The organism is Streptomyces coacervatus, assembly GCF_029223485.1.
Lineage (GTDB): Bacteria > Actinomycetota > Actinomycetes > Streptomycetales > Streptomycetaceae > Streptomyces > Streptomyces coacervatus.
Genome location: NZ_JARHTP010000004.1, coordinates 138,239 through 157,334 on the forward strand (window position 1 = coordinate 138,239; position 19,096 = coordinate 157,334).

Sequence of the window (19,096 nt, forward strand, 5' to 3'; positions counted from 1 at the left end):
CGGCGCTCCCCGACTACGCTGCACTCATCCGATGATCGATCGCAAGGAGCCGCGATGCGTGTCGCCCTGTTCCTGACCTGTGTCAACGACACGCTCTATCCGGACACCGGGCGCGCCGTGGTGAAACTGCTGACCAGGCTGGGCGTCGAGGTCGACTTCCCGATGGCCCAGACCTGCTGCGGGCAGGCCCACTACAACACCGGATACCGGCATGAGGCGGAGCCACTGGCTCGGCATTTCTCCGATGTCTTCGGGGAGTACGAGGCGATCGTGACGCCGTCCGGGTCGTGCGGGGCGATGGTGCGGGAGCTGTATCCGCGGATGGGTGAGCGGGCGCGGGCCGAGGGGCGCGGAGACACACTGGCGGCGACGCTGGCTCCCGTCGTCCCGAAGACGTACGAGCTCACCGAGTTCCTGGTGGACGTTCTCGGTGTGACGGACGTCGGCGCGTACTACCCGCACCAGGTGACATACCACCCGACCTGCCACGGCCTGCGCAGCCTGGGACTCGGCGACCGGCCGCGGCGACTGCTGCAGGCCGTGAAGGGCTTGGAGCTGGTCGAGCTGCCGGGTGCCGAGGAGTGCTGCGGCTTCGGCGGCACCTTTGCGCTGAAGAACGCCGACGTCTCGGCGGCGATGGGTACGGACAAGGTGCGCAACGCCGAGTCGACAGGCGCGGAGGTGCTGTGCGCGGCCGACAACTCCTGTCTGATGCACATCGGCGGGACGATGGCGCGGCTCAGCAGCGGTATGCGGCCGGTGCACATCGCGGAGATCCTGGCGAGCACGGAGGAGGAGTCGGCCGTATGAGCGGAACATTCGTGGGGATGCCGGCCTTTCCGGAGGCCGCGCACGAGGCGGTCAACAATCCGACGCTGCGCGGCAATCTGCGGCACGCCACGCACACCATCCGCGCCAAGCGGGCGAAGGCCGTCGCGGAGGTGTCGGACTGGGCGGCCCTGCGCGAGGCCGGGAAGCAGATCAAGGACCACACGCTGCGTCATCTCGACCGGTATCTGGCGCAGTTGGAGGAGTCGGTCACGGCGGCGGGCGGCACGGTCCACTGGGCCGCCGACGCCAACGAGGCCAACCGGATCGTGGCAGACCTGGTCAAGGCGACCGGCGAGTCGGAGGTCGTCAAGGTCAAGTCGATGGCCACGCAGGAGATCGGACTGAACGAAGCTCTGGAGGCCGAGGGCATCCGCGCCTACGAGACCGATCTCGCCGAGCTGATCGTGCAGTTGGGCAAGGACCGGCCCTCGCACATCCTCGTCCCGGCCATCCATCGCAACCGCGGGGAGATCCGCGACATCTTCCGTCGTGAGATGAGGGAGTGGGGCCGTCCCGCCCCCGAGGGCCTCACCGACACGCCCGCCGAGCTCGCCGAGGCCGCCCGGCTGCACCTGCGGGAGAAGTTCCTGCGCGCCAAGGTCGGCATCTCCGGCGCCAACTTCATGGTCGCCGAGACCGGCACGCTGGTGGTCGTCGAGTCCGAGGGCAACGGGCGGATGTGTCTGACCCTGCCCGAGACGCTGATCTCGGTCGTCGGCATCGAGAAGATCGTGCCGACCTGGCGGGACCTGGAGGTGTTCCTGCAGACCCTCCCCCGCTCCTCGACTGCAGAGCGCATGAACCCCTACACCTCGATGTGGACGGGCACGACGGACGGCGACGGACCGAGGACCTTCCACCTGGTGCTGCTCGACAACGGCCGCACCGACACCCTCGCCGACGAGGTCGGCCGCCAGGCCCTGCGCTGCATCCGCTGCTCGGCGTGTCTCAACGTCTGTCCGGTGTACGAGCGGGCGGGCGGGCACGCCTACGGCTCGGTCTACCCGGGCCCGATCGGCGCCATCCTGAGCCCCCAACTCCGGGGCACGGCAAGCGAGATCGACGCCTCGCTGCCGTATGCGTCGTCGCTGTGCGGTGCCTGCTACGAGGTGTGCCCGGTCGCCATCGACATCCCGGAGGTCCTGGTCCATCTGCGGGAGCGGGTCGTGGAGGGCGGGCCGGTGATCCGTGAGGGCAACAAGGTGGTGCTGCAGCCCGCGAAGGGACACGCCGCCGAGCGGGCGGCGATGCGGGCGGCACGCTGGGCGTTCACGCGTCCGGGCGCCCTGCGCATCGGCCAGCGGCTCGCCTCCCGCACGCGTCGCCTGCATCCGCGGACCCTGCCCGGGCCGGGCAGGGCCTGGAGCGGCAGCCGGGATCTGCCGTCGGTACCGGCGGAGCCGTTCCGGGACTGGTGGCAGCGTACGAACGGCGAGAACGGCGACAAGGGGGCCGCCAAGTGAGCAGCAGGGAACGGATCCTGGGCCGGGTGCGGCGCGCACTGTCCGACGTACGACAGGACGACACGCCTTACGAGCAGGCGGTTTCGCGCGGCTATCTGCGCGAGCACGGCGAGCGGAGTGCCGAGCAGACGGTGGATCTGCTGGCCGAGAATCTGGCGGATTACCGGGCGGTCGTGCACCGCTGCACAGCGGCCGAACTTGCCTCGGTGATCGGCCGGTTGCTCGCCGAGCGGGGTTCGAAGACGGTGCTGGTGCCGCCGGGGCTGGACGAGGGGTGGCTCGACGGGACGGACGTCGAGCGGGTGGCGGATCGTGCCGAGAGCACGCCGCACGAGCTGGACCGGGTCGACAGCGTGATCACCGGGTGTGCGGTGGCCGCGGCCGAGACCGGCACCATCGTCCTTGACGGCTCACCCGACCAGGGCCGCCGCCGCGTCACCCTCGTCCCCGACCACCACATCTGTGTAGTACGGGTCCCTGACCAGGTCGTCTCCTCGGTGCCCCAGGCCCTCGAACGCCTCGACCCGGCCCGCCCGTTGACGTGGATCTCCGGCCCGTCGGCGACCAGTGACATCGAGCTGGACCGGGTCGAGGGGGTGCACGGTCCGCGCACCCTGGAGGTGGTGCTCGTGAGCGTCCCTCACCCACCACCGGGACCCCGCTGACGGGCCGAGACGAGGCCGCGCCGCCAGCGTGAGGTCATGATCCGGTTCGAGCAGTTCACCAAGCGGTATCCGGACGGTACGACGGCGGTGGACGACCTGAGCTTCGAGGTGTCCGAGGGCGAGCTCGTCACGCTCGTCGGCCCCTCCGGCTGTGGCAGGACGACCACGATGATGATGGTCAACCGGCTCATCGAGCCGACTTCGGGACAGATCCTCGTCAACGGCGAGGACATCGCCGGCGTCGATCCCGTGCGGCTGCGGCGGCGGATCGGCTACGTCATCCAGCAGGTCGGGCTCTTCCCGCACCGCACGGTCCTCGACAACACGGCGACGGTGCCCGCTCTGGTCGGCTGGAAGCGGGCGAAGGCGCGGGCGCGGGCCGCCGAACTGCTCGATCTGGTGGGCCTGGACCCGAAGCGGTACGGGCCCCGCTATCTCGACCAGCTCTCCGGCGGTCAGCGGCAGCGGGTCGGCGTGGCGCGGGCGCTGGCCGCCGATCCGCCGGTGCTGCTGATGGATGAGCCGTTCGGGGCGGTCGACCCCGTGGTGCGGGAGCAGTTGCAGGAGGAGTTCCTGCGGATGCAGGCCGCCGTGCGCAAGACGGTGCTGCTGGTCACGCACGACATCGAGGAGGCGGTCCGGCTCGGCGACCGGATCGCCGTGTACGGGCAGGGGCGGATCGAACAGTTCGACACGCCCGGGGCGTTGCTCGGCACTCCGGCGACGCCGTACGTCGCCGGGTTCGTGGGCGCCGATCGCGGGCCGAAGCGGCTGTCGGTCACCGAGATCGAGGCCGACGATCTGGAGCAGCCGCCGGTCGCCCGGCTGGACGAGCCCGCCGGGCGGGCGGCGGAGCGGCTGCGGGCGGAGGGCGCACGATGGGCGGTCGTCCTCGACACTCGCGGTGATCTGCACGGGTGGGTGGGCATCGACGAGCTCGACGGGAGCGGCACGGGCGGCTCGGTCGGTGACCGCGCCCACCGGATGAACGCCTGGGTGCCGGTGGGCGCGCTCCTGAAGCAGGCGTTCGGCATGATGCTGCAGCACGACGCCGGGTGGGTCGCGGTGCTGGACGGTTCGCGTTTCCTGGGTGTGCTGACCCCGGCGAAGCTGCACGAGGCGCTGCGCCGGTCGGTGTACGCGGACGCGCTCGGCGTGTCGCGGGGTGAGGTGGCGTTCGACTCGGTGGCGGACGCGTGAGCCGTCACGGGTGATTGATCCCCCAGTGCTCGGTCGCCAGCGCTCCGTGATCGGTGATCGGTGATCGGTGGTCGGTGGTCGGTGGTCGGTGGTCGGCGACCGTGGCCAGTGGTCGGGCGCCCACGATCCGTGGCCAGTGGGCAGTCGCCGGTGATCCACGGCCAGCGGTCAATCGCCGGCGATCCGCGGCCAGTGGTCAGTCGCCGGGTCTGCCGGTCGTCCTCCTCGAAGTCGCGGGGCCAGTCGCCGAGTTGGTCGCGGTATTCGTCGCCGAGTTGGTCGTGGAGTTGCGGCCCAGGATGCCGAAGGCCCACCGCTCGTTGAATCCGGAGACGAAGCCGACGGCGCACCAGAAGCCCCAGAAGTCGGTGCCCTTGACGGCCGAGCCCGGGTGTCCGGGTGCCGGGCAGATCTCGGCCGCGGTGGCGGGCAGTTCGAAGACGGGCACGATGCCGCCGGTGAGCAGGAAGTAGACGGCCACGGCGAGGATCCACCCGACGAAGACGCGGTAGACGCCCTCGTGGCGCATGCTGCGGGCAAGTTGCCGCCCGGGGACGACGATCTTCTCCTGGCCGACGGTCTGCCGGCCCGCCAACTGCTCGACGCTGAGCCGCAGTCGGACCAGAACGCTGAGCACCGCGCCGAAGGCGCCCACTCCCCCGGCGACGAAGGCGCCCAGCAGGCTCCAGCGGTTGCCGCAGTTGAGGGTGATGCCCATCAGGTGCAGTACGGGCACGCCCCACAGGATCGGGGCGGCCAGCAGCACCGTACCGGCGGCGGCGCCCACCGCCAGTCCGGTGTTGAGCCCCCGGCTGACGGCGGTCACGCTGTCCTGCCGCAGCCAGCCGTGCATCTCGGCGACCTCCTGGTCGAGATAGGCGGCCAGGTACTCGTCGCGCTCCGGCGTCAACCGGGGATCCTCAAGGACCGTCCGCACGACACACCTCAGCGCGTGCTGTACGTTCTGGCGGGTCGAGCGGTCGAAGGTGCGCTGGGCGGCGCCCAGCGCCACCTGCAGATGCATGTGCTGTTCCGGATAGGTCTCGCGGAACAGCTTGTAGGCCACGTCGTTCGCGGGATGCGCGAGTTCCTTCAGCCCCTTGGGCTTCCGCTCGGCATCCGCCCCGTCGAACACTTCTCTCATGCGGCTCCACCACCGGCGGAGTCCCCCGTTGTTGTCCCCCATGTACCGGGTGTACCGATTCGCGCCCGCCCCGGGAACCCTCCTCACCGCACCGGTACGGTCACCGACGTCACGGAGTCGTGACGTCCGGTCAGGCGTCTAAGTCAGAAGTACACGACGGGGCAGCCGCGGCGCAGCGAGTGCTGGGCGGCCCGCAGATACACCGCCACGTAGAACGCGGCGTCCAGGTCCTCGCTCCACGGTCCGGGCCGGGTGGCGGCCAGCTCCTTCGCCGGCCCGTCCAGGAACCACATGGTCAGATCCAGGTTGTCGTTGGTCGCCGGTATCTCGTCCACCGGCAGTGCGACGGCCGTCGCCAGCCGCTCGGCGAGGCCGAGCACCTGTGGAGCACCGGCGACCATCGTCGCGTCCGTGTAGGCGGAGGCGACGGGCAGCCAGATCTCCTTGTCGAGGGAGAGCGGCACCAGCAGCGTCCAGCCGCAGAGCACCTCCTCTTCCTCCCGGGACAGATGCTCCTGGCACAGCGCGGCGAAGCCGTCCATGGGAGGTACCAGCTTCTCCTCGAACGACAGCCCCGAACCGCGTACAAAGTCCGCTTCCTCGGGCACCGACGTGTACGGCGGCAGTCCGCGCCGTCTCAACTCCTCGTCGAGCGCGGCGGCGACAGCGCCCCGGCCGCCCTCCTCCTCGTCTTCGTCGAACCATTCCTGCGCATCGACACTGACCAGATAGATCCCCATGACCGCAAGGTACAAGGAGCCACTGACAACGGACTTGAACTGCGTACGTCCACGACGGTGAAGGACCGAAGTCTGCGGTGGACCGCCGGCGGCGCGCCGGCACGGCCAGCGGGACGGCCAGGACGAGACCGTTGAGCACCGAGATCCCGGTCAGCTGCAGATGGTGGAGGACCGCGCGCGAGGCAGTCGTCCGGGGGCGCGGTCACGGGTCCATTGCACCGGGCGGGGTGCGGGGTCGGCGCGTTGTGGTGGCCCGTACGGAGGTGTCGCCGAGTGCGCGGGTTTCGCTGAGTACAACGCCCGCTGCTACTTCACTCCCGCCGCATCCAGCAGCGTCGTCACGGTCGCCGTGGTGAGCCCGTCCAGCGTCTCGATGCGGGCGCCGGCGCGGGCGCTCGCGCCATCGAAGATCAGCATCAGCTGACGGGCGAGGAGCTCGGGATCCCGCGCGCCGCCGAGCTCCGCCTGCATGCGGAAGGCCTCCTGAAGGCGCTCCTTGGCCATGCGGGCCACGAGGCTCGCCGGGTGCTCGGGGTCCTTCAGTTCGACCAGCGCGGCCAGGAAGGGGCAGCCCTGGTAGTCGGGAGCGGCCGAGAGCTTCTCCGCCCGCTCGAAGACGTACAGGATGCGTTCGCGCGGCGTACCGGCCTCCTCCGCCCCGGCCGTGAGCTGCGCCGCATAGCCGGGCGCGCGGCGCTCCAGGCTCGCCGCGAGGACCTCGTCCTTGCTGGTGAAGAGCTGGTACATCGACCGCTTGGAGACACCGGCAGTCCTGCACAGCGCCTCGACGCCGATGGAGACGCCGTCGCGGTAGAAGAGCTCGGCCGCCGCGTCGAGCAGCCGGTCCTTCGTGGACGCCTTGTCTGTCGTGGCCATGTGGAGAGGCTACCTCCGTCGACGCAAGCATGGAAACCGATCGGTCTACGGAGCCGGGGCCGACTGGTTTCGCGTGACAGAGTGGGTGAACAAGCGCTTAGATAGTAGATCCGATCCGCGTCGAACCGGAGGCCCCGTTGCTGTTCACATCCGTCGACGACGTCTCCGCGCGTCTCGCCGCCACCGGCTATCTCGCCTCGCCCGCGGTCGCCACGACCGTCTTCCTCGCCGACCGTCTGGGCAAGCCGCTGCTGGTGGAGGGCCCCGCCGGGGTCGGCAAGACGGAGCTTGCCAAGGCCGTGGCCGAGGTGGCGGGTGCGCGGCTGGTCCGGCTGCAGTGCTACGAGGGCGTCGACGAGTCCCGGGCGCTGTACGAGTGGAATCACGCCAAGCAGTTGCTGCGCATCAGCGCGGGCCGGGACGAGACGTGGGACGAGACGCGCACGGACATCTTCAGCGAGGAGTTCCTGCTCACCCGCCCCCTGCTCACCGCGATCCGCGGCAACGACCCCAAGGTGCTGCTGATCGACGAGACCGACAAGGCGGACGTCGAGGTGGAGGGCCTGCTCCTGGAGGTGCTGAGCGACTTCCAGGTCACCGTCCCCGAGCTGGGCACGATCACCGCGACCCGCCGCCCCTTCGTCGTCCTCACCTCGAACGCCAGCCGCGAGCTGTCCGAGGCACTGCGCCGCCGCTGTCTCTTCCTCCACATCGGCTTCCCCGAGGAGGAGTTGGAGCGTCGGATCGTACGCCTGAAGGTGCCCGCTCTGGACGAGGCACTGGCCGGTTCGGTGGTGCGGGTGGTCGGTGCGCTGCGTGCGATGGACCTGCGCAAGGTGCCCTCGGTCGCAGAAACCATCGACTGGGCGCGCACGCTGCTCGCGCTCGGCGCCGACAGCCTCGACGAGACCGTCGTACGCGACAGCCTGGGCGTCCTGCTCAAGCACCAGGACGACGTCCTCAAGGCGGCCGCCAAGCTCGATCTGGACGCCGTGTGACCGTGCCCGGAGTGGCGGAGCGCCTCACCTCTCTCGTCGGGGCGCTGCGGGCGCACGGCATGCGGATCGGCACCGGCGAGACCGTGGACGCGGCGCAGGCGGTGGCGGTGCTGGGCCTCGCGGACCGTGAGCTGCTGCGGGAGGGGCTGGCCGCGACGCTGCTGCACGGCACGGTGCAGCGACAGGTGTTCGATCCGGTCTTCGATCTGTACTTCCCGCGGGGCGTCGGCGCGCCGGAGACGGAGCACGCCGACCGGGACGATCTGCGGGACCGGCTCGCCGCCGCGCTCGCCGCGGGCGACGTCGTGCTGATGGGGCAGTTGGCGGCGGAGGCGGTCGACGGCTTCGGCGGATACGGTGCGTCGCCGGGGTCCGAGGGCTGGTCGTCGTACCAGACTCTCGACCGGCTCCGCCCGCAGACCCTGTTCGCCCGCGTCCGCGAGAACGTCCGGGCGCGCAACGGCAGTTCCGGGTTCGCCGACCGGCTGCTCGACGACGAGATCCGGCGGCGCATCGAGACGTTCCGCAGGCAGGTGGGCGTGGAGGCGCGGCGCCGGATCGCCGAGCGGCGCGACCGGGACGAGCTCGCGCGGCGTGCGGTGGCCACGACCCCCGACCGGGTCGACTTCCTGTACGCCGGGAAGCTCCAGCTCGCCGAGCTGCGCAGGACGGTTCAGCCGCTCGCCCGCAAGCTCGCCACCCGGCTCGCGGCCCGCCGGCGCCGCGCCTCCCGCGGCAGCATCGACCTGCGGCGCACCCTGCGCGGTTCCCTGTCGACGGGCGGGGTGCCGATGAAGCCGGTGCTGCGCAGGCGTCGTCCCGTACGGCCGGAACTGGTGCTGCTGTGCGATGTGTCGGGGTCGGTGTCGGGGTTCTCGGACTTCACGATGCTGCTGGTCCAGGCGCTGCACGACCAGTTCAGCAAGGTGCGGGTGTTCGCCTTCGTCAACCGGCTCGACGAGGTGACCCGGCTGCTGGAGCACGGCTCGGCCGACCCGGAGGGGCTCGGCGCCCGCATCCGGGCGGAGGCGACGCTCACGGGCTGGCACGGCAGCAGCGACTACGGCGTCGCACTGGGCGAGTTCGCGGAGCGGTACGCGGACGCGGTCGGCCCGCGCACCACCGTGTTCGTGCTCGGTGACGCCCGTACGAACATGAGCGACCCGAACCTGGCGGCGGTACGGCAGGTCGCCGAACGGGCCCGCCGCGTCTACTGGTTGAACCCCGAGCCGCGCGCCCAGTGGGGCACGGGCGACTCCGCCGCACCCGAGTACGCCGAGTTGGTGGAGATGTACGAGTGCCGCAACGCCCGGCAGCTCGGCGCGCTCATCGCGCGCCTGCTGCCGGTGTGACTCCTAGCCCTTCGACTTCGCGTACTCCGTTGCCATCTGGCCGGCGAAGTCGTACACCACGCACGGTTCGTCGCTGACCACCCAGGCGTCGTGCCCGGGCGACACCACGAACACATCGCCGGGTCCGACCTCCTGCTCCGCGCCGTCGTCCATGCGTATGCGCATACGCCCCTCGACGCAGTACCCGTTGTGATGGACCTGGCAGCTGGTCGTCCCGGCGATGGGCGCCACGGACTCGGACCAGCGCCAGCCCGGCTCGAAGGTGCCCACGGCGAAGTCGAGCCCGGTCATATGGACCGCTTCGAGGTGTCCGCGCGGGAAGTCGCGCCGCTCGTCGGGCTTCTCGATGGCCTTGATCTCAATCATGTCGGCTCCCTTCGTTGCGAGCCCCGCCCACCACACCATCGTCGGCCTGTCCACCCGGGACCGCCATCGGAGAAAAGGCGTAATACGTCGACGCGCGGACAAGTCAGTCGAACAGGCGGAGAATGGTGCGCGGAGGCCGCACATCGCCGAAACACCAGAAAGGTGGCGAACATCGTGGCTGAACACCCCCACGCACTGCTGGTCCGCAAGGGCTACGACGCCTTCTCACGCGGAGACATGGACACACTGCGCTCGCTGATGGCGGGCGACGCCACGCACCACGTACCGGGAACGCACCCGCTGTCCGGCGACTTCAAGGGCGTGGATGCGGCCCTCGACATGTATCGCCGACTGTTCGAGGAGACGAACGGGACCCTGCGGGTCGAGCTGCGCAATGTCCTCGTGGACGGCAGGGGCCACGCAGTCTCCGTGCACCACTTCACCGCCGAGCGCAACGGCAAGTCGATCGACGAGATGGGAGGCATCGTCTTCCGGATCGTCGGAGACAAGATCACCGACCTCGACGAGTGCGTCGAGAACATCGAGAAGGGGAATGAGTTCTGGTCCTGACGGGCCGTTCACCGCGGACGGCTCGGTGATCCGCACAGCTCGGCGAAGCGGTCCGCATCGACATTGCCGCCGGAGACGATGACCCCGATCCGGCGCGGCAGCGCACCCGCACGCCCGGCGAGCAGGGCGGCCAGCGGGGTGGCCCCGCTCGGCTCGACGACGATCTTCAGACGCTCGAATGCGAAGCGCATGGCGTCGCGGATCTCGTCGTCGGAGACCAGGGCGATCCCGTCGACGAGCCGCCGGTTCACCGAGAAGGTCAGCTCGCCGGGCGTGTGCAGGGCCTGCCCGTCGGCGATGGTGCGGGGAACGGGGATGCTGACGCGCCGGCCCGCCTCCAGGGACCGCTTGGTGTCGTCCCCGGCCTCCGGTTCGACGCCGAGCACCCGGATCCCGGCGTACAGCCCCTTGGCCGCCGTGGCGGACCCGGCGATCAGCCCGCCGCCGCCGACAGGCACGACGAGTGCGTCCAACTCCCCTGTTTCTTCAAGGAGTTCGAGCGCTGCCGTGCCCTGCCCGGCCATGACGTGCGGGTGCTCGTAGGGCGGGATGAGAGCGAGGCCCCGCTCCGCGGCCAGGGCTTCGCCGACGGCGACGCGGTCCTCGGTGTAGCGGTCGTACGTCACGATCTCGGCGCCGTAGCCGACGGTGGCGTCCACCTTCGAGCGCGGGGCGTCCTCGGGCATGACGATGACGGCAGTGGTGCCCAGTTCGCGGGCGGCGAGGGCGACGGCCTGGGCGTGGTTACCGGAGGAGTAGGCGGCGATGCCGCGGGCCAGCTGCTGCGGGGTGAGCCGGGAGGCCGCGTTGTAGGCGCCGCGGAACTTGAAGGCGCCCACGCGCTGGAAGTTCTCGCACTTGAGGAAGACCTCGGCGCCGACGAGCGCGTCGAGTGTCCGTGAGCGGAGTACGGGGGTGCGGTGCGCGACGCCCTTGAGCCGGTCGGCGGCGTCGCGGATGTCGTCGAGGGTGACCGGCGGGGTGGTGGTCGTCACGTGTGTCCTCCAGCGGGGGTCGGGTCGGTGGCGGCTCGGGCCTGGGAGAGGTAGCTGTAGGCGGAGGCGCGGGAGATGCCCAGCCGGGCGGCGACCTGCTCGATCGCGCGGCGCACGGCGAACACGCCGTGTTCGTCGAGTCCCCGGAACAGGTCGAGGCGCTCGGTCCGGTCCAGTCCGGCCCAGGTCTGGTTCCGGCCGAGCCGGTGGGCGTCGAGGATGGCGTCCACGACGGAGTCGATGTCGTTGCCGAAGGCGGTGACCGGCGGCTCGGCGGTCGCGGCGCCGAGGCCGGCCAGGGCGCCGAGCAGGGTGTGGGCCTCGTTCACCGCGGTGATGTCCACGTTGACGCACAGGGCGCCGAACACCGCTCCCGTGGAGTCGCGCAGCACCATCGTGGACGACTTGACCAGCTTTCCGGCCCCGGTGCGGGTGAGGTAGTTCAGATCGTCGGCCGCCTCGTCGCCGCGGGCCAGCACCCTCATGCCGATCTCGCTCATCGCCCCGCCCACGGCCCGCCCGGTCACCGAGCCGGCGACGGCGACGACCGACTTCTCCGGCTGCCGGTAGTCATGCAGGACCACCTCGCACAGCGGGCCGAATGTTGCCACGATCCCGTCGACGACGGGCCTGAGAGCCGTGATGATCGCATCCCGCTCGGCGTCGTGGACCTGCTCAGCAGTCATGCCGCTTAGACTACTGGTCCAATTTCTGGACGGAAAGTCCAGGGTGTTGGGTCATGCCGTGTCATGGGTCGCGGCGTACGTCAGCGCCTCCCGTGCCGCATGACGGTCGCCGACCGTCTCCCACCAGGGGTGCGTGTGCATCTCCTCGGCGAGACGCCGGCACCGCTCCCGCGCGTCCGCGAGGCGCTCCCACTGCTCTCCGGCGATCTCGGCGCGCCCTGCCACGATGTCCGCACCGCTGGGCAGGCGCGCGGCGATGTCCGCGGAGTGCTCCAGCGCCCGGGTGAAGGTCCGCCGGGCGGCGACCAGATCCCCGGGTATGACGAACTCGCCCACGGTGAAGGGCCGCGAGAATTCATACGATCCCGGCTCGGTGTGCCACATCGATGCGTCGATGGGCCGTTCGTCGTCACGCGCCCTGGTGAGCTCGCTGCGAAGACCCGCTCCCAGGTCGTCGCCGGTCTCCCACGCGCCGCCACGGTGCGCGGGCAGCGGATCCACCCCGCCCGCCCGACGCGCCGCAGACTGGCCGGGCAGGGCTTCGGGGCGGCCTTCGAGGAACTCCTCCTTGTCCGTGGGGGTGACCCACATGTGCCAGCCACGGCGGCCCGCCGGGTGGGGCAGGTAGAGCGAGACGAGTTCGCCCGTGGCCGTGCGCCGGATGACGTCGTCGTAGTAGAGGCCGTGCACCGGTTCCCACAGGGCGTGCCGTCCACCGCACCGTCCGGCGCCCTGCTGCGGGCAGGGGACCGGATTGCTCCAGTCGCAACGGGACATGTGGAGTTGTTTGATGCCGCCGCGCACCGGCAGGGCCGCGCGGTCGGTCACGTCCCGCCAGCTCTGTATGTTCAGCCGGGCCCAGGGCGCGCGGTCGATGGGGATCGCGTTTTCGTGGTTGACGAGCCACAGCGGGGTGAGCCCGTCCCCGAGTGCGCTGCGGGTGCGATCGTCGACGGAACCGCCGGCTATGGCCGCGAGCTGTATTTCGTACGCGAGTCGGTGCTCGCCGCCGCCCTCCACGGTCACATCCGTACGATGTTTTCCGCGCTCGGCTTCCGCCGCTCCCGTGACCCGAAAGCCCTCCCCCGAGGCGATCTTGACGGTGTATTCCCTGAGCGCTTTGTGGAGATCGCTTTCGTCCTTCGTTTCCGGGCGTTCTCCTTTTGCCACATGCATGGCGTGCGGCCTGCCGTTGACCTTGCGGATGGCCATGAAGCCGGGGCAGATTAAACCTTCGTCCTCATGGGCTTCGAGGCAGTACAGAAGATCCGGCTGGTAATTGCCGTAGATCTCGTCGAGCAGCCGCGGGTATTCGGGGTGCCCGAGATCCGCCTCGGTCAGGTCGAGCGTGATGCCGAGGCCCCTGTGCCAGACGCTGTAGGTCATATGGCGAGAGTAGGACGCACCACTGACAATGGGCCTGCGCCATGATCGGAAAGTGCCCCTGGAATTGGGCCGATGGCGCCACTCGGCCCGCATCGGAATCGACCGTGAAGCTGCCTTGCACACAACATTGCACAGCCCCGGACGTACCGGTCAGTCGGGCGGGGTGGACAGGTCTCCGCGCAGGCGGCGGGTCCGCAGGGCCAGTTCGAGTTCGAAGCGGCGGTCGGGGTCGTCCAGGTCCGCTCCCCACAGGTCCCGGATCTGCCGCAGACGGTTGCGCACGGTCTGGGGATGGACGCCGAGCCGGGCGGCCACCTCGGGCGCGCCGCCCCGGGTCTCCAGCCAGGCGAGCAGCGTCTCGGCCAGGCGGCGGGCATGTTCCGGTCCGGCCTCCGTCAGCCGGGCCAGCCGACGGCGGGCGAGGTCGTCGATCAGTTCCTCGGCGGGCAGCAGCACGAGGGCTTCGGTGTGGTCGCTGCAGCGCAGCAGGCGGCCCTGCGGCAGCAGGCCCTTCTCGATCATGCCGACGGCCGCCGCTGCCCACCGCAGTGACCCGGCGGCCCGGGTCACGGGCACGGTGGGGCCGACGGCGCCGGTCCAGCCGCCCATGGCGCGGTGCAGCCGCTCGGCGCGGCCGGGTGCGTCCGGATCCGGCAGCACCAGCCGGGGGTGTTCGCCGTCCATGTCCTGCAGGATCTCCTCGCCCAGGGCGGGGGTGACGAGCTGCCGGGCGGGGCGGAGCAGCACCGCCACGGCGACCTCGTCGGGCAGGCGCCAGTCGACGGCGGCGGCGCGGTCGGTGACGGCCGCGGTGGGGTCGGTGCGGTGCTCGGTGAGAAGGAGGTCGACGAGCAGGCGCCGGCGCCGGAGCCGCTCCCCGGCCTGGCCGGCGGCGACCTCGGCGTAGCCGCGCAGCGAATGGGACACCAGCTCGTCAAGGTACTCGAACGCGGACTCGGCGAGCTCGTACATCGCGGGCGGGGGTATCTCGACCTTCTGCCCGATCTCGGCGAGCCTGTGCCAAGCCAGACGGACGTTCAGCCGGTAGATCGCCTGGAGGGAGTCCAGTTTCCGGCCCCTCTCGGCCTGGTTGCGGCCGAACTCCTGGAAGACCTCTGGGAGTTCGTGGGGCCGCTCGATATCGGCCGTCAGCCGCGCCACGAAGTTCTCAAGGGCGAGCCGGATCGCCAGAAGTGCCTTCGGACGGCCTGTCTCGTCGGTTGTGAGCTCGAGCCCCGGGTACTCCTCGTGCATGGCGTGCAGGATGTCCTGCGCGATGTCCGGCACCTGCTCCATGGCGAGACCGGCGAACCGCTGCACCTGCTCCGGCGGCACTTTGTGCCAGGCGGGGGGCGCAGGCACGGGCACCACCTCCCGGTGATCAGTGATCTGCGTCGGGGAAGGTGACGAGCGGCGCAGTCGGCCGCTCGGGAACGGCCCCGGTGAGCGGGGCCGCCCCCCGCACTGTCGCACGGTTCGCATCCTTCCGCTGTTCTCCGGCCGCGGGGAGGCACCGGACGGTGGGCGAGGGCCTACAGCCGGTCGACGGGACTCACACCGGTGACTGATCGGGGGCCGCAGGCAGACGGAGATTGTCACTTGCGTGCGTAGTCAGATCGAACCGTCGTTCCGAAAACTGACGTTACCTACGGGTACACCTACCGCGTTCTCCCGGAACCGGCCCAACCGTCACACGAAGTCACCGCCCTGCGTTTCTCCCCCGGACGCCCGGCCCCACCCCCACCGACGAGTTGGAGCACCGATGCCCCAGCACGCTTCTCGCCCGGTCTCCGGCCGGGAGACCTTCCCCCGCCGGGTCGGCGACTGCGACCTGCTGGTGGAGGTGTGCAACGGTATGCCGTATCTGGCTCCGCTGTGGCACAAGGGCCCGACGATGTACCTGGTCAACCGCGTGCACACCGACCTGTGGGACATGCGCCACCCGCGTCCCGTCGCGGGCCTCGGCCGCCGCCTGGAGCGCTGGGCGCCGGCGGGCACGCACCGCGCCGGACCACCGCTGCCCAAGGCGTCCGAGCCGCTGTTCGTCGCCGTCGGACGTCTGGTCGAGTACAAGCGCATCGACCTGCTGCTGCGGCTGTGGGAGCGGGTGCGCCCGGTCACCGGCGGGCGGCTCGTCGTCGTCGGCGACGGCCCCGAGCGGCATCGGCTTACGGCCATGGCCGGGCCCGGGGTGGAATTCACGGGCCGGGTCTCGGAGGCCGAGAAGCACCGGCTGCTGTGCGAGGCATGGCAGCTGCTGCACCCGTCCATGATGGAGGGCTGGGGCCTGGTGGTCACCGAGGCCGGCACCCGGGCCACCCGGGCCGTCGGTTTCGACATCCCGGGGCTGCGCGACTCCGTCGTGGACGGTGTGACGGGTGTGCCGGCCGGCGGGGAGAGTTCGTTCGCCGCCGCCTGGTGCAGCCTCGCGCTCAGCCGGCAGCGCCGCTCGGTCATGGGCCGCGCGGCTGAGGCGCGCGCCGAGCAGTTCCGCTGGAGCAGCACCGTCCGGCAGTTCCGGGAGGTGGCCGCGGAGGCCTGCGGCCCGGTCCGGCCCGCGCCCGCCGCCCTGTCGATACGGGCCGTCCCGCCGCAGCGCAGGGTGAGCGGACATGGCTGAGTTCGGCGGACGTCCCCTGGACGATCCGTCCCTGCGCCGGTCGCTGGCCCTGTTCCGGGCCTTTCTGCGGGAGCGGTCCGACCCCGACGGCTGCTACACGCTGCTCGCGCGGGACGCGGTCGCCCAGGTGGAGCGGCACATGGATCTGCAGGGCCGGATCGTTCTCGATGTCGGCGGTGCGGGCGGTCACTTCACGGAGGAGTTCCGCCGCCGGGGCGCCCACGGCTTCCTCTTCGAGCCCGACCTGCGCGAGCTGTCCTCCCGAGGGTGTCCGCCCGGGGGCTCCGCGGTCGCCGACGGCTATCTGCTGCCGGTGCCCGACGGTGTGGCGGATGTGTGTTTCGCCTCCAACATCCTGCAGCACGTGTCGGACCCGGAGACCTTCCTCAGCGAGATGGTGCGGGTGACCCGGCCGGGCGGACTGATCTACCTGTCGTTCACCAACTGGCTCTCCCCCTGGGGCGGTCACGAGACCGCGCCCTGGCACTACCTGGGGGCGGGCCGGGCGCGCGAGCGCTACCGGCGGCGGACCGGGCGCGAGCCCAAGCACACCGTCGGCGAGAACCTCTTCCGTATCCACATCGGCCCCACCCTGCGGCATGTGCGCGGCCGTAAGGACATGCACATCGTCTCCGCACGCTCCCGCTACTGGCCGTTCTTCCCGGGCGCGATCACCCGGATCCCCGGGCTGAGGGAGATCGCCACCTGGAACCTCCTGCTGATCCTGCGCAAGCCGTGTTCCAGCGAGGCGCGTTCATGAACGGCACGATCCAGGCAGCACCTGCGCACGCCGTCCCTGCGCCGACGGTCCCGCCCGTGTCGCACGCCCACGGACCGAGTGCTCGGCGCGGTACGCCCTATGGCCCACGTTCACCCTCGTCGCCAGCTCCACCACCCCTGGAGGAAGCCGCTCATGAAACCCGACGACCCACTCCTGAAGCTCCTCGCCTGCCCGCTCGACAAGGGGCCGTTGATCCTGGACGAGCCGGGGTCGGCGCTCTACGAACCCGCCGCTGCGCCGCCGCTATCCGGTGGTCGACGGCATCCCGCAGCTGCTTCCCGCCTCCGGGGAGCCTGCCTGGGAGCAGGAGCTCGCCCGGCTGTCACGGCGGCTGTGCGGCGCCCTGCGACCCGGGACCGGACGTCCGGGATTTCGGTCAACTCGCCCTGGGTGAAGACCAGTTACGGAACCTTGCGGAGTCGTTCGGTTCGGCCCAGACCGTTGTGGTGATGCGGTCGGCCACTCGTGTCGCGGCATGGAGGAGGTACTCCAGCGGACCGCGGCAAAAGCGCCGGGTCCAGACGGTGGCCAGGAGCATGGCCGCGGCGGCGAAGACGAGGAGCGCCGGCAGTGCCGGGCCGGTCGCCTCCTCCATGCCGACGGCTCGGATGGCGGGGATGTGCAGGACGTATGCCGCCAGCGCGGTCATGCCGACGGAACTGACGGTGTGGCCAGGCGGGTGAGCCTTGGCATTCGGGCCGTGACCTGGACGCAGGTGACCACGGCGAGGAGCGCGACGCCCGTGTTGCCGAGGATGGAGAACGTCGTCCGGCTGTGCGGTGCGGCCACGAGGAGCCAGTCGGGGTGGACCGTGGCCGCGAGCGCGGTGCCGAGCACCGAGAACAGCCCCGCCCGGCAGCCGCCAACGGCACCGCACACGGCGCCCGGCCACGCCGGCGCACCCTGACCCGTTCCTGACCGCCACCCGGCCGCCGTTGCGGTGTGGACCGGGCCATCTGGGCACAACCGGCGCACGAAATCTTGCGGCTGTCTTTGCGGCATACCTAAGATGCTTTCGTCACTCCTCGTACCTGACGAAACATCTTCTGTTCGCGGCTATCGAGAGTAGGTGCCTCCATGACGGTTGCTGCTGATTCGACGCTCCACCCGGACGAGGTGCACGAGAGACTCGGCCGTCATGTCCTGACCGACGGATTCAAGCTTGTGCTGGACCCGCTCGCCAGTCGGGGCTCGTGGATCGTCGACGCCCGTACCAGTGAGAAGTTCCTCGACCTCTACTCGTTCTTCGCGTCCGCTCCGCTGGGGCTCAACGCGCCGGGCATCGTGGACGATCCGGAGTTCATGACCCTGCTCGCGCAGGTGGCGGCGAACAAGCCCGCCAACCCCGACATGTACACCACGCACTACGCCGAGTTCGTCGAGACGTTCGCCCGGGTGCTGGGTGATCCGGCCCTGCCGAGACTGTTCTTCGTCGAGGGCGGGGCGCTCGCCGTCGAGAACGCGCTCAAGACGGCGTTCGACTGGAAGAGCCGCCGCAACGAGGCGGCGGGCCGTTCGCCCGGTCTCGGCACCAAGGTGCTCCACCTCCGGAAGGCATTCCACGGCCGCAGCGGTTACACCCTCTCGCTGACCAACACCGAGCCCAACAAGACGGCCCGTTTCCCGCAGTTCGACTGGCCGCGTATCGACGTACCCGCCGTGCGGTTCCCCCTCGATCGCCACCTTGCCGAGGTCGAGGAGGCGGAGCGACGGGCCCTCGGGCAGGCACGGCAGGCGTTCGAGGAGAACCTGCACGACGTCGCCTGCTTCATCGCCGAGCCGATCCAGGGCGAGGGGGGCGACAACCACATGCGTCCGGAGTTCCTGCAGGCGATGCAGGCTCTCTGTCACGAGTACGACGCGCTGTTCGTGCTCGACGAGGTGCAGACCGGGGTGGGAATGACCGGCAGCACCTGGGCCTACCAGCAGCTCGGCCTCGAACCGGACATCGTCGCCTTCGCCAAGAAGGTCCAGCTGGGCGGCATCATGGCCGGCCGCCGGGTCGACCAGGTACCCGACAACGTGCTCCGGGTCTCCGGGCGGATCAACTCCACCTGGGGCGGCGGGCTGGTCGACATGGTCCGGGCGCGTCGCATCCTGGAGATCATCGAACGGGACGACCTGGTGGCCCATGCAGCTGCCGTGGGATCGTGGTTCCTGGCCGAACTGCGTGCTCTGGAAGTCCGGCACACGCCGGTGGTCTCCAACTCGCGGGGGCGCGGGCTGATGAGCGCCGTCGATCTGCCCGACAGCGGCGTTCGTGACGAGGTGGTACGACGGTTGCGGACCGAGGAGCAGGTGATCGCATTGCCGTGCGGTGAGCGTTCGGTGCGCTTCCGCCCCGCCCTGTCCATCACACAGGACGAGCTGGGGGTCGCCCTGCGGGCCCTCGACCGGGTCGTCGCCGGTCTGCACTGACCCCC

Annotated in this window: 20 protein-coding genes and 2 pseudogenes; 11 read left to right on the forward strand and 11 right to left on the reverse strand. The window is 70.6% G+C overall.

The window, feature by feature from the left end; translation table 11 throughout:
* Positions 1-54: 54 nt before the first annotated feature.
* Genes P2Q00_RS11485 through P2Q00_RS11500 form a run of 4 tightly spaced genes read left to right on the forward strand, consistent with a single transcriptional unit; the run spans position 55 to position 4,159 of the window.
* Complete coding sequence (locus P2Q00_RS11485) at positions 55-810, forward strand: (Fe-S)-binding protein (protein WP_275772081.1); 756 nt, start codon at positions 55-57, stop codon at positions 808-810.
* The gene (locus P2Q00_RS11490; RefSeq protein ID WP_275772083.1) at positions 807-2,294 is read left to right on the forward strand and encodes a LutB/LldF family L-lactate oxidation iron-sulfur protein; all 1,488 of its coding nucleotides are present in this window, start codon (positions 807-809) and stop codon (positions 2,292-2,294) included. The genes P2Q00_RS11485 and P2Q00_RS11490 overlap by 4 nt, the downstream gene beginning before the upstream one ends.
* The gene (locus P2Q00_RS11495; protein WP_275772084.1) at positions 2,291-2,959 is read left to right on the forward strand and encodes a LutC/YkgG family protein; all 669 of its coding nucleotides are present in this window, start codon (positions 2,291-2,293) and stop codon (positions 2,957-2,959) included. The genes P2Q00_RS11490 and P2Q00_RS11495 overlap by 4 nt, the downstream gene beginning before the upstream one ends.
* Before the next feature lie 36 nt (positions 2,960-2,995).
* On the forward strand, positions 2,996-4,159 hold the full coding sequence (locus tag P2Q00_RS11500) for an ABC transporter ATP-binding protein (RefSeq protein WP_275772085.1): 1,164 nt from the start codon (positions 2,996-2,998) through the stop codon (positions 4,157-4,159).
* 196 nt (positions 4,160-4,355) lie between these two features.
* Here P2Q00_RS11500 and P2Q00_RS11505 read toward each other — a convergent pair whose 3' ends face one another.
* The 4 genes and pseudogenes from P2Q00_RS11505 to P2Q00_RS11515 form a co-directional block, all read right to left on the reverse strand.
* On the reverse strand, positions 4,356-5,303 hold the full coding sequence (locus P2Q00_RS11505) for a hypothetical protein (protein ID WP_275772086.1): 948 nt from the start codon (positions 5,301-5,303) through the stop codon (positions 4,356-4,358).
* Between the two features lie 143 nt (positions 5,304-5,446).
* A complete protein-coding gene (locus P2Q00_RS11510) occupies positions 5,447-6,043 on the reverse strand; it encodes a hypothetical protein (protein ID WP_275772088.1) in 597 nt (198 codons plus the stop codon).
* 76 nt (positions 6,044-6,119) lie between these two features.
* Positions 6,120-6,249 (reverse strand): annotated as a pseudogene (locus P2Q00_RS51090) (ABC transporter permease); the annotation flags it as partial.
* Between the two features lie 100 nt (positions 6,250-6,349).
* Positions 6,350-6,919 carry a TetR/AcrR family transcriptional regulator gene (locus P2Q00_RS11515; protein ID WP_275772089.1) on the reverse strand — a complete coding sequence of 190 codons (570 nt, stop codon included), beginning with the start codon at positions 6,917-6,919 and terminating at the stop codon, positions 6,350-6,352.
* Between the two features lie 140 nt (positions 6,920-7,059).
* Between P2Q00_RS11515 and P2Q00_RS11520 the strand changes: the two genes are divergently transcribed.
* Positions 7,060-7,917 (forward strand): AAA family ATPase, encoded by an 858-nt coding sequence (locus P2Q00_RS11520; RefSeq protein ID WP_275772706.1) that lies wholly within the window; start codon positions 7,060-7,062, stop codon positions 7,915-7,917.
* Complete coding sequence (locus tag P2Q00_RS11525) at positions 7,914-9,269, forward strand: vWA domain-containing protein (RefSeq protein WP_275772090.1); 1,356 nt, start codon at positions 7,914-7,916, stop codon at positions 9,267-9,269. The genes P2Q00_RS11520 and P2Q00_RS11525 overlap by 4 nt, the downstream gene beginning before the upstream one ends.
* A gap of 3 nt (positions 9,270-9,272) precedes the next feature.
* On the opposite strand, the gene P2Q00_RS11530 is transcribed toward P2Q00_RS11525, so the two are convergent.
* The gene (locus tag P2Q00_RS11530; RefSeq protein WP_275772092.1) at positions 9,273-9,635 is read right to left on the reverse strand and encodes a cupin domain-containing protein; all 363 of its coding nucleotides are present in this window, start codon (positions 9,633-9,635) and stop codon (positions 9,273-9,275) included.
* A gap of 174 nt (positions 9,636-9,809) precedes the next feature.
* On the opposite strand from P2Q00_RS11530, the gene P2Q00_RS11535 reads away from it, so the two are divergent.
* On the forward strand, positions 9,810-10,205 hold the full coding sequence (locus P2Q00_RS11535; RefSeq protein WP_275772093.1) for a nuclear transport factor 2 family protein: 396 nt from the start codon (positions 9,810-9,812) through the stop codon (positions 10,203-10,205).
* A gap of 8 nt (positions 10,206-10,213) precedes the next feature.
* Here P2Q00_RS11535 and P2Q00_RS11540 read toward each other — a convergent pair whose 3' ends face one another.
* The 4 genes from P2Q00_RS11540 to P2Q00_RS11555 all read right to left on the reverse strand — a co-directional run bounded on the left by P2Q00_RS11540 (position 10,214) and on the right by P2Q00_RS11555 (position 14,634).
* A complete protein-coding gene (locus P2Q00_RS11540) occupies positions 10,214-11,200 on the reverse strand; it encodes a threo-3-hydroxy-L-aspartate ammonia-lyase (RefSeq protein ID WP_275772095.1) in 987 nt (328 codons plus the stop codon).
* Complete coding sequence (locus P2Q00_RS11545; protein ID WP_275772097.1) at positions 11,197-11,886, reverse strand: helix-turn-helix transcriptional regulator; 690 nt, start codon at positions 11,884-11,886, stop codon at positions 11,197-11,199. The genes P2Q00_RS11540 and P2Q00_RS11545 overlap by 4 nt, the downstream gene beginning before the upstream one ends.
* A 51-nt stretch (positions 11,887-11,937) precedes the next feature.
* The gene (locus P2Q00_RS11550) at positions 11,938-13,272 is read right to left on the reverse strand and encodes a DUF8825 domain-containing protein (protein WP_275772098.1); all 1,335 of its coding nucleotides are present in this window, start codon (positions 13,270-13,272) and stop codon (positions 11,938-11,940) included.
* A gap of 150 nt (positions 13,273-13,422) precedes the next feature.
* Positions 13,423-14,634 carry a PucR family transcriptional regulator gene (locus tag P2Q00_RS11555; protein WP_486389021.1) on the reverse strand — a complete coding sequence of 404 codons (1,212 nt, stop codon included), beginning with the start codon at positions 14,632-14,634 and terminating at the stop codon, positions 13,423-13,425.
* A gap of 274 nt (positions 14,635-14,908) precedes the next feature.
* On the opposite strand from P2Q00_RS11555, the gene P2Q00_RS11560 reads away from it, so the two are divergent.
* The 3 genes and pseudogenes from P2Q00_RS11560 to P2Q00_RS11570 all read left to right on the forward strand — a co-directional run bounded on the left by P2Q00_RS11560 (position 14,909) and on the right by P2Q00_RS11570 (position 17,067).
* The gene (locus tag P2Q00_RS11560) at positions 14,909-15,892 is read left to right on the forward strand and encodes a glycosyltransferase family 4 protein (protein ID WP_425579587.1); all 984 of its coding nucleotides are present in this window, start codon (positions 14,909-14,911) and stop codon (positions 15,890-15,892) included.
* Entirely contained in the window at positions 15,885-16,652 is a 768-nt protein-coding gene (locus P2Q00_RS11565) for a class I SAM-dependent methyltransferase (RefSeq protein WP_275772100.1), read from the forward strand. Before P2Q00_RS11560 ends, P2Q00_RS11565 begins: the two co-directional genes overlap by 8 nt.
* Before the next feature lie 153 nt (positions 16,653-16,805).
* Positions 16,806-17,067: pseudogene (locus P2Q00_RS11570) on the forward strand (Trm112 family protein).
* On the opposite strand, the gene P2Q00_RS50740 reads toward P2Q00_RS11570, so the two are convergent.
* A complete protein-coding gene (locus tag P2Q00_RS50740; protein ID WP_338059306.1) occupies positions 17,050-17,322 on the reverse strand; it encodes a DUF418 domain-containing protein in 273 nt (90 codons plus the stop codon). The pseudogene P2Q00_RS11570 and the gene P2Q00_RS50740 sit on opposite strands and share 18 nt — an antisense overlap.
* Positions 17,319-17,552: a hypothetical protein gene (locus P2Q00_RS50745; protein WP_338059307.1), complete on the reverse strand. Its 234-nt coding sequence runs from the start codon at positions 17,550-17,552 to the stop codon at positions 17,319-17,321. The genes P2Q00_RS50740 and P2Q00_RS50745 overlap by 4 nt, the downstream gene beginning before the upstream one ends.
* 198 nt (positions 17,553-17,750) lie before the next feature.
* Here P2Q00_RS50745 and lat point away from each other — a divergent pair, with 198 nt between their 5' ends.
* On the forward strand, positions 17,751-19,091 hold the full coding sequence (lat, locus tag P2Q00_RS11580; protein WP_275772101.1) for an L-lysine 6-transaminase: 1,341 nt from the start codon (positions 17,751-17,753) through the stop codon (positions 19,089-19,091).
* Positions 19,092-19,096: the final 5 nt, after the last annotated feature.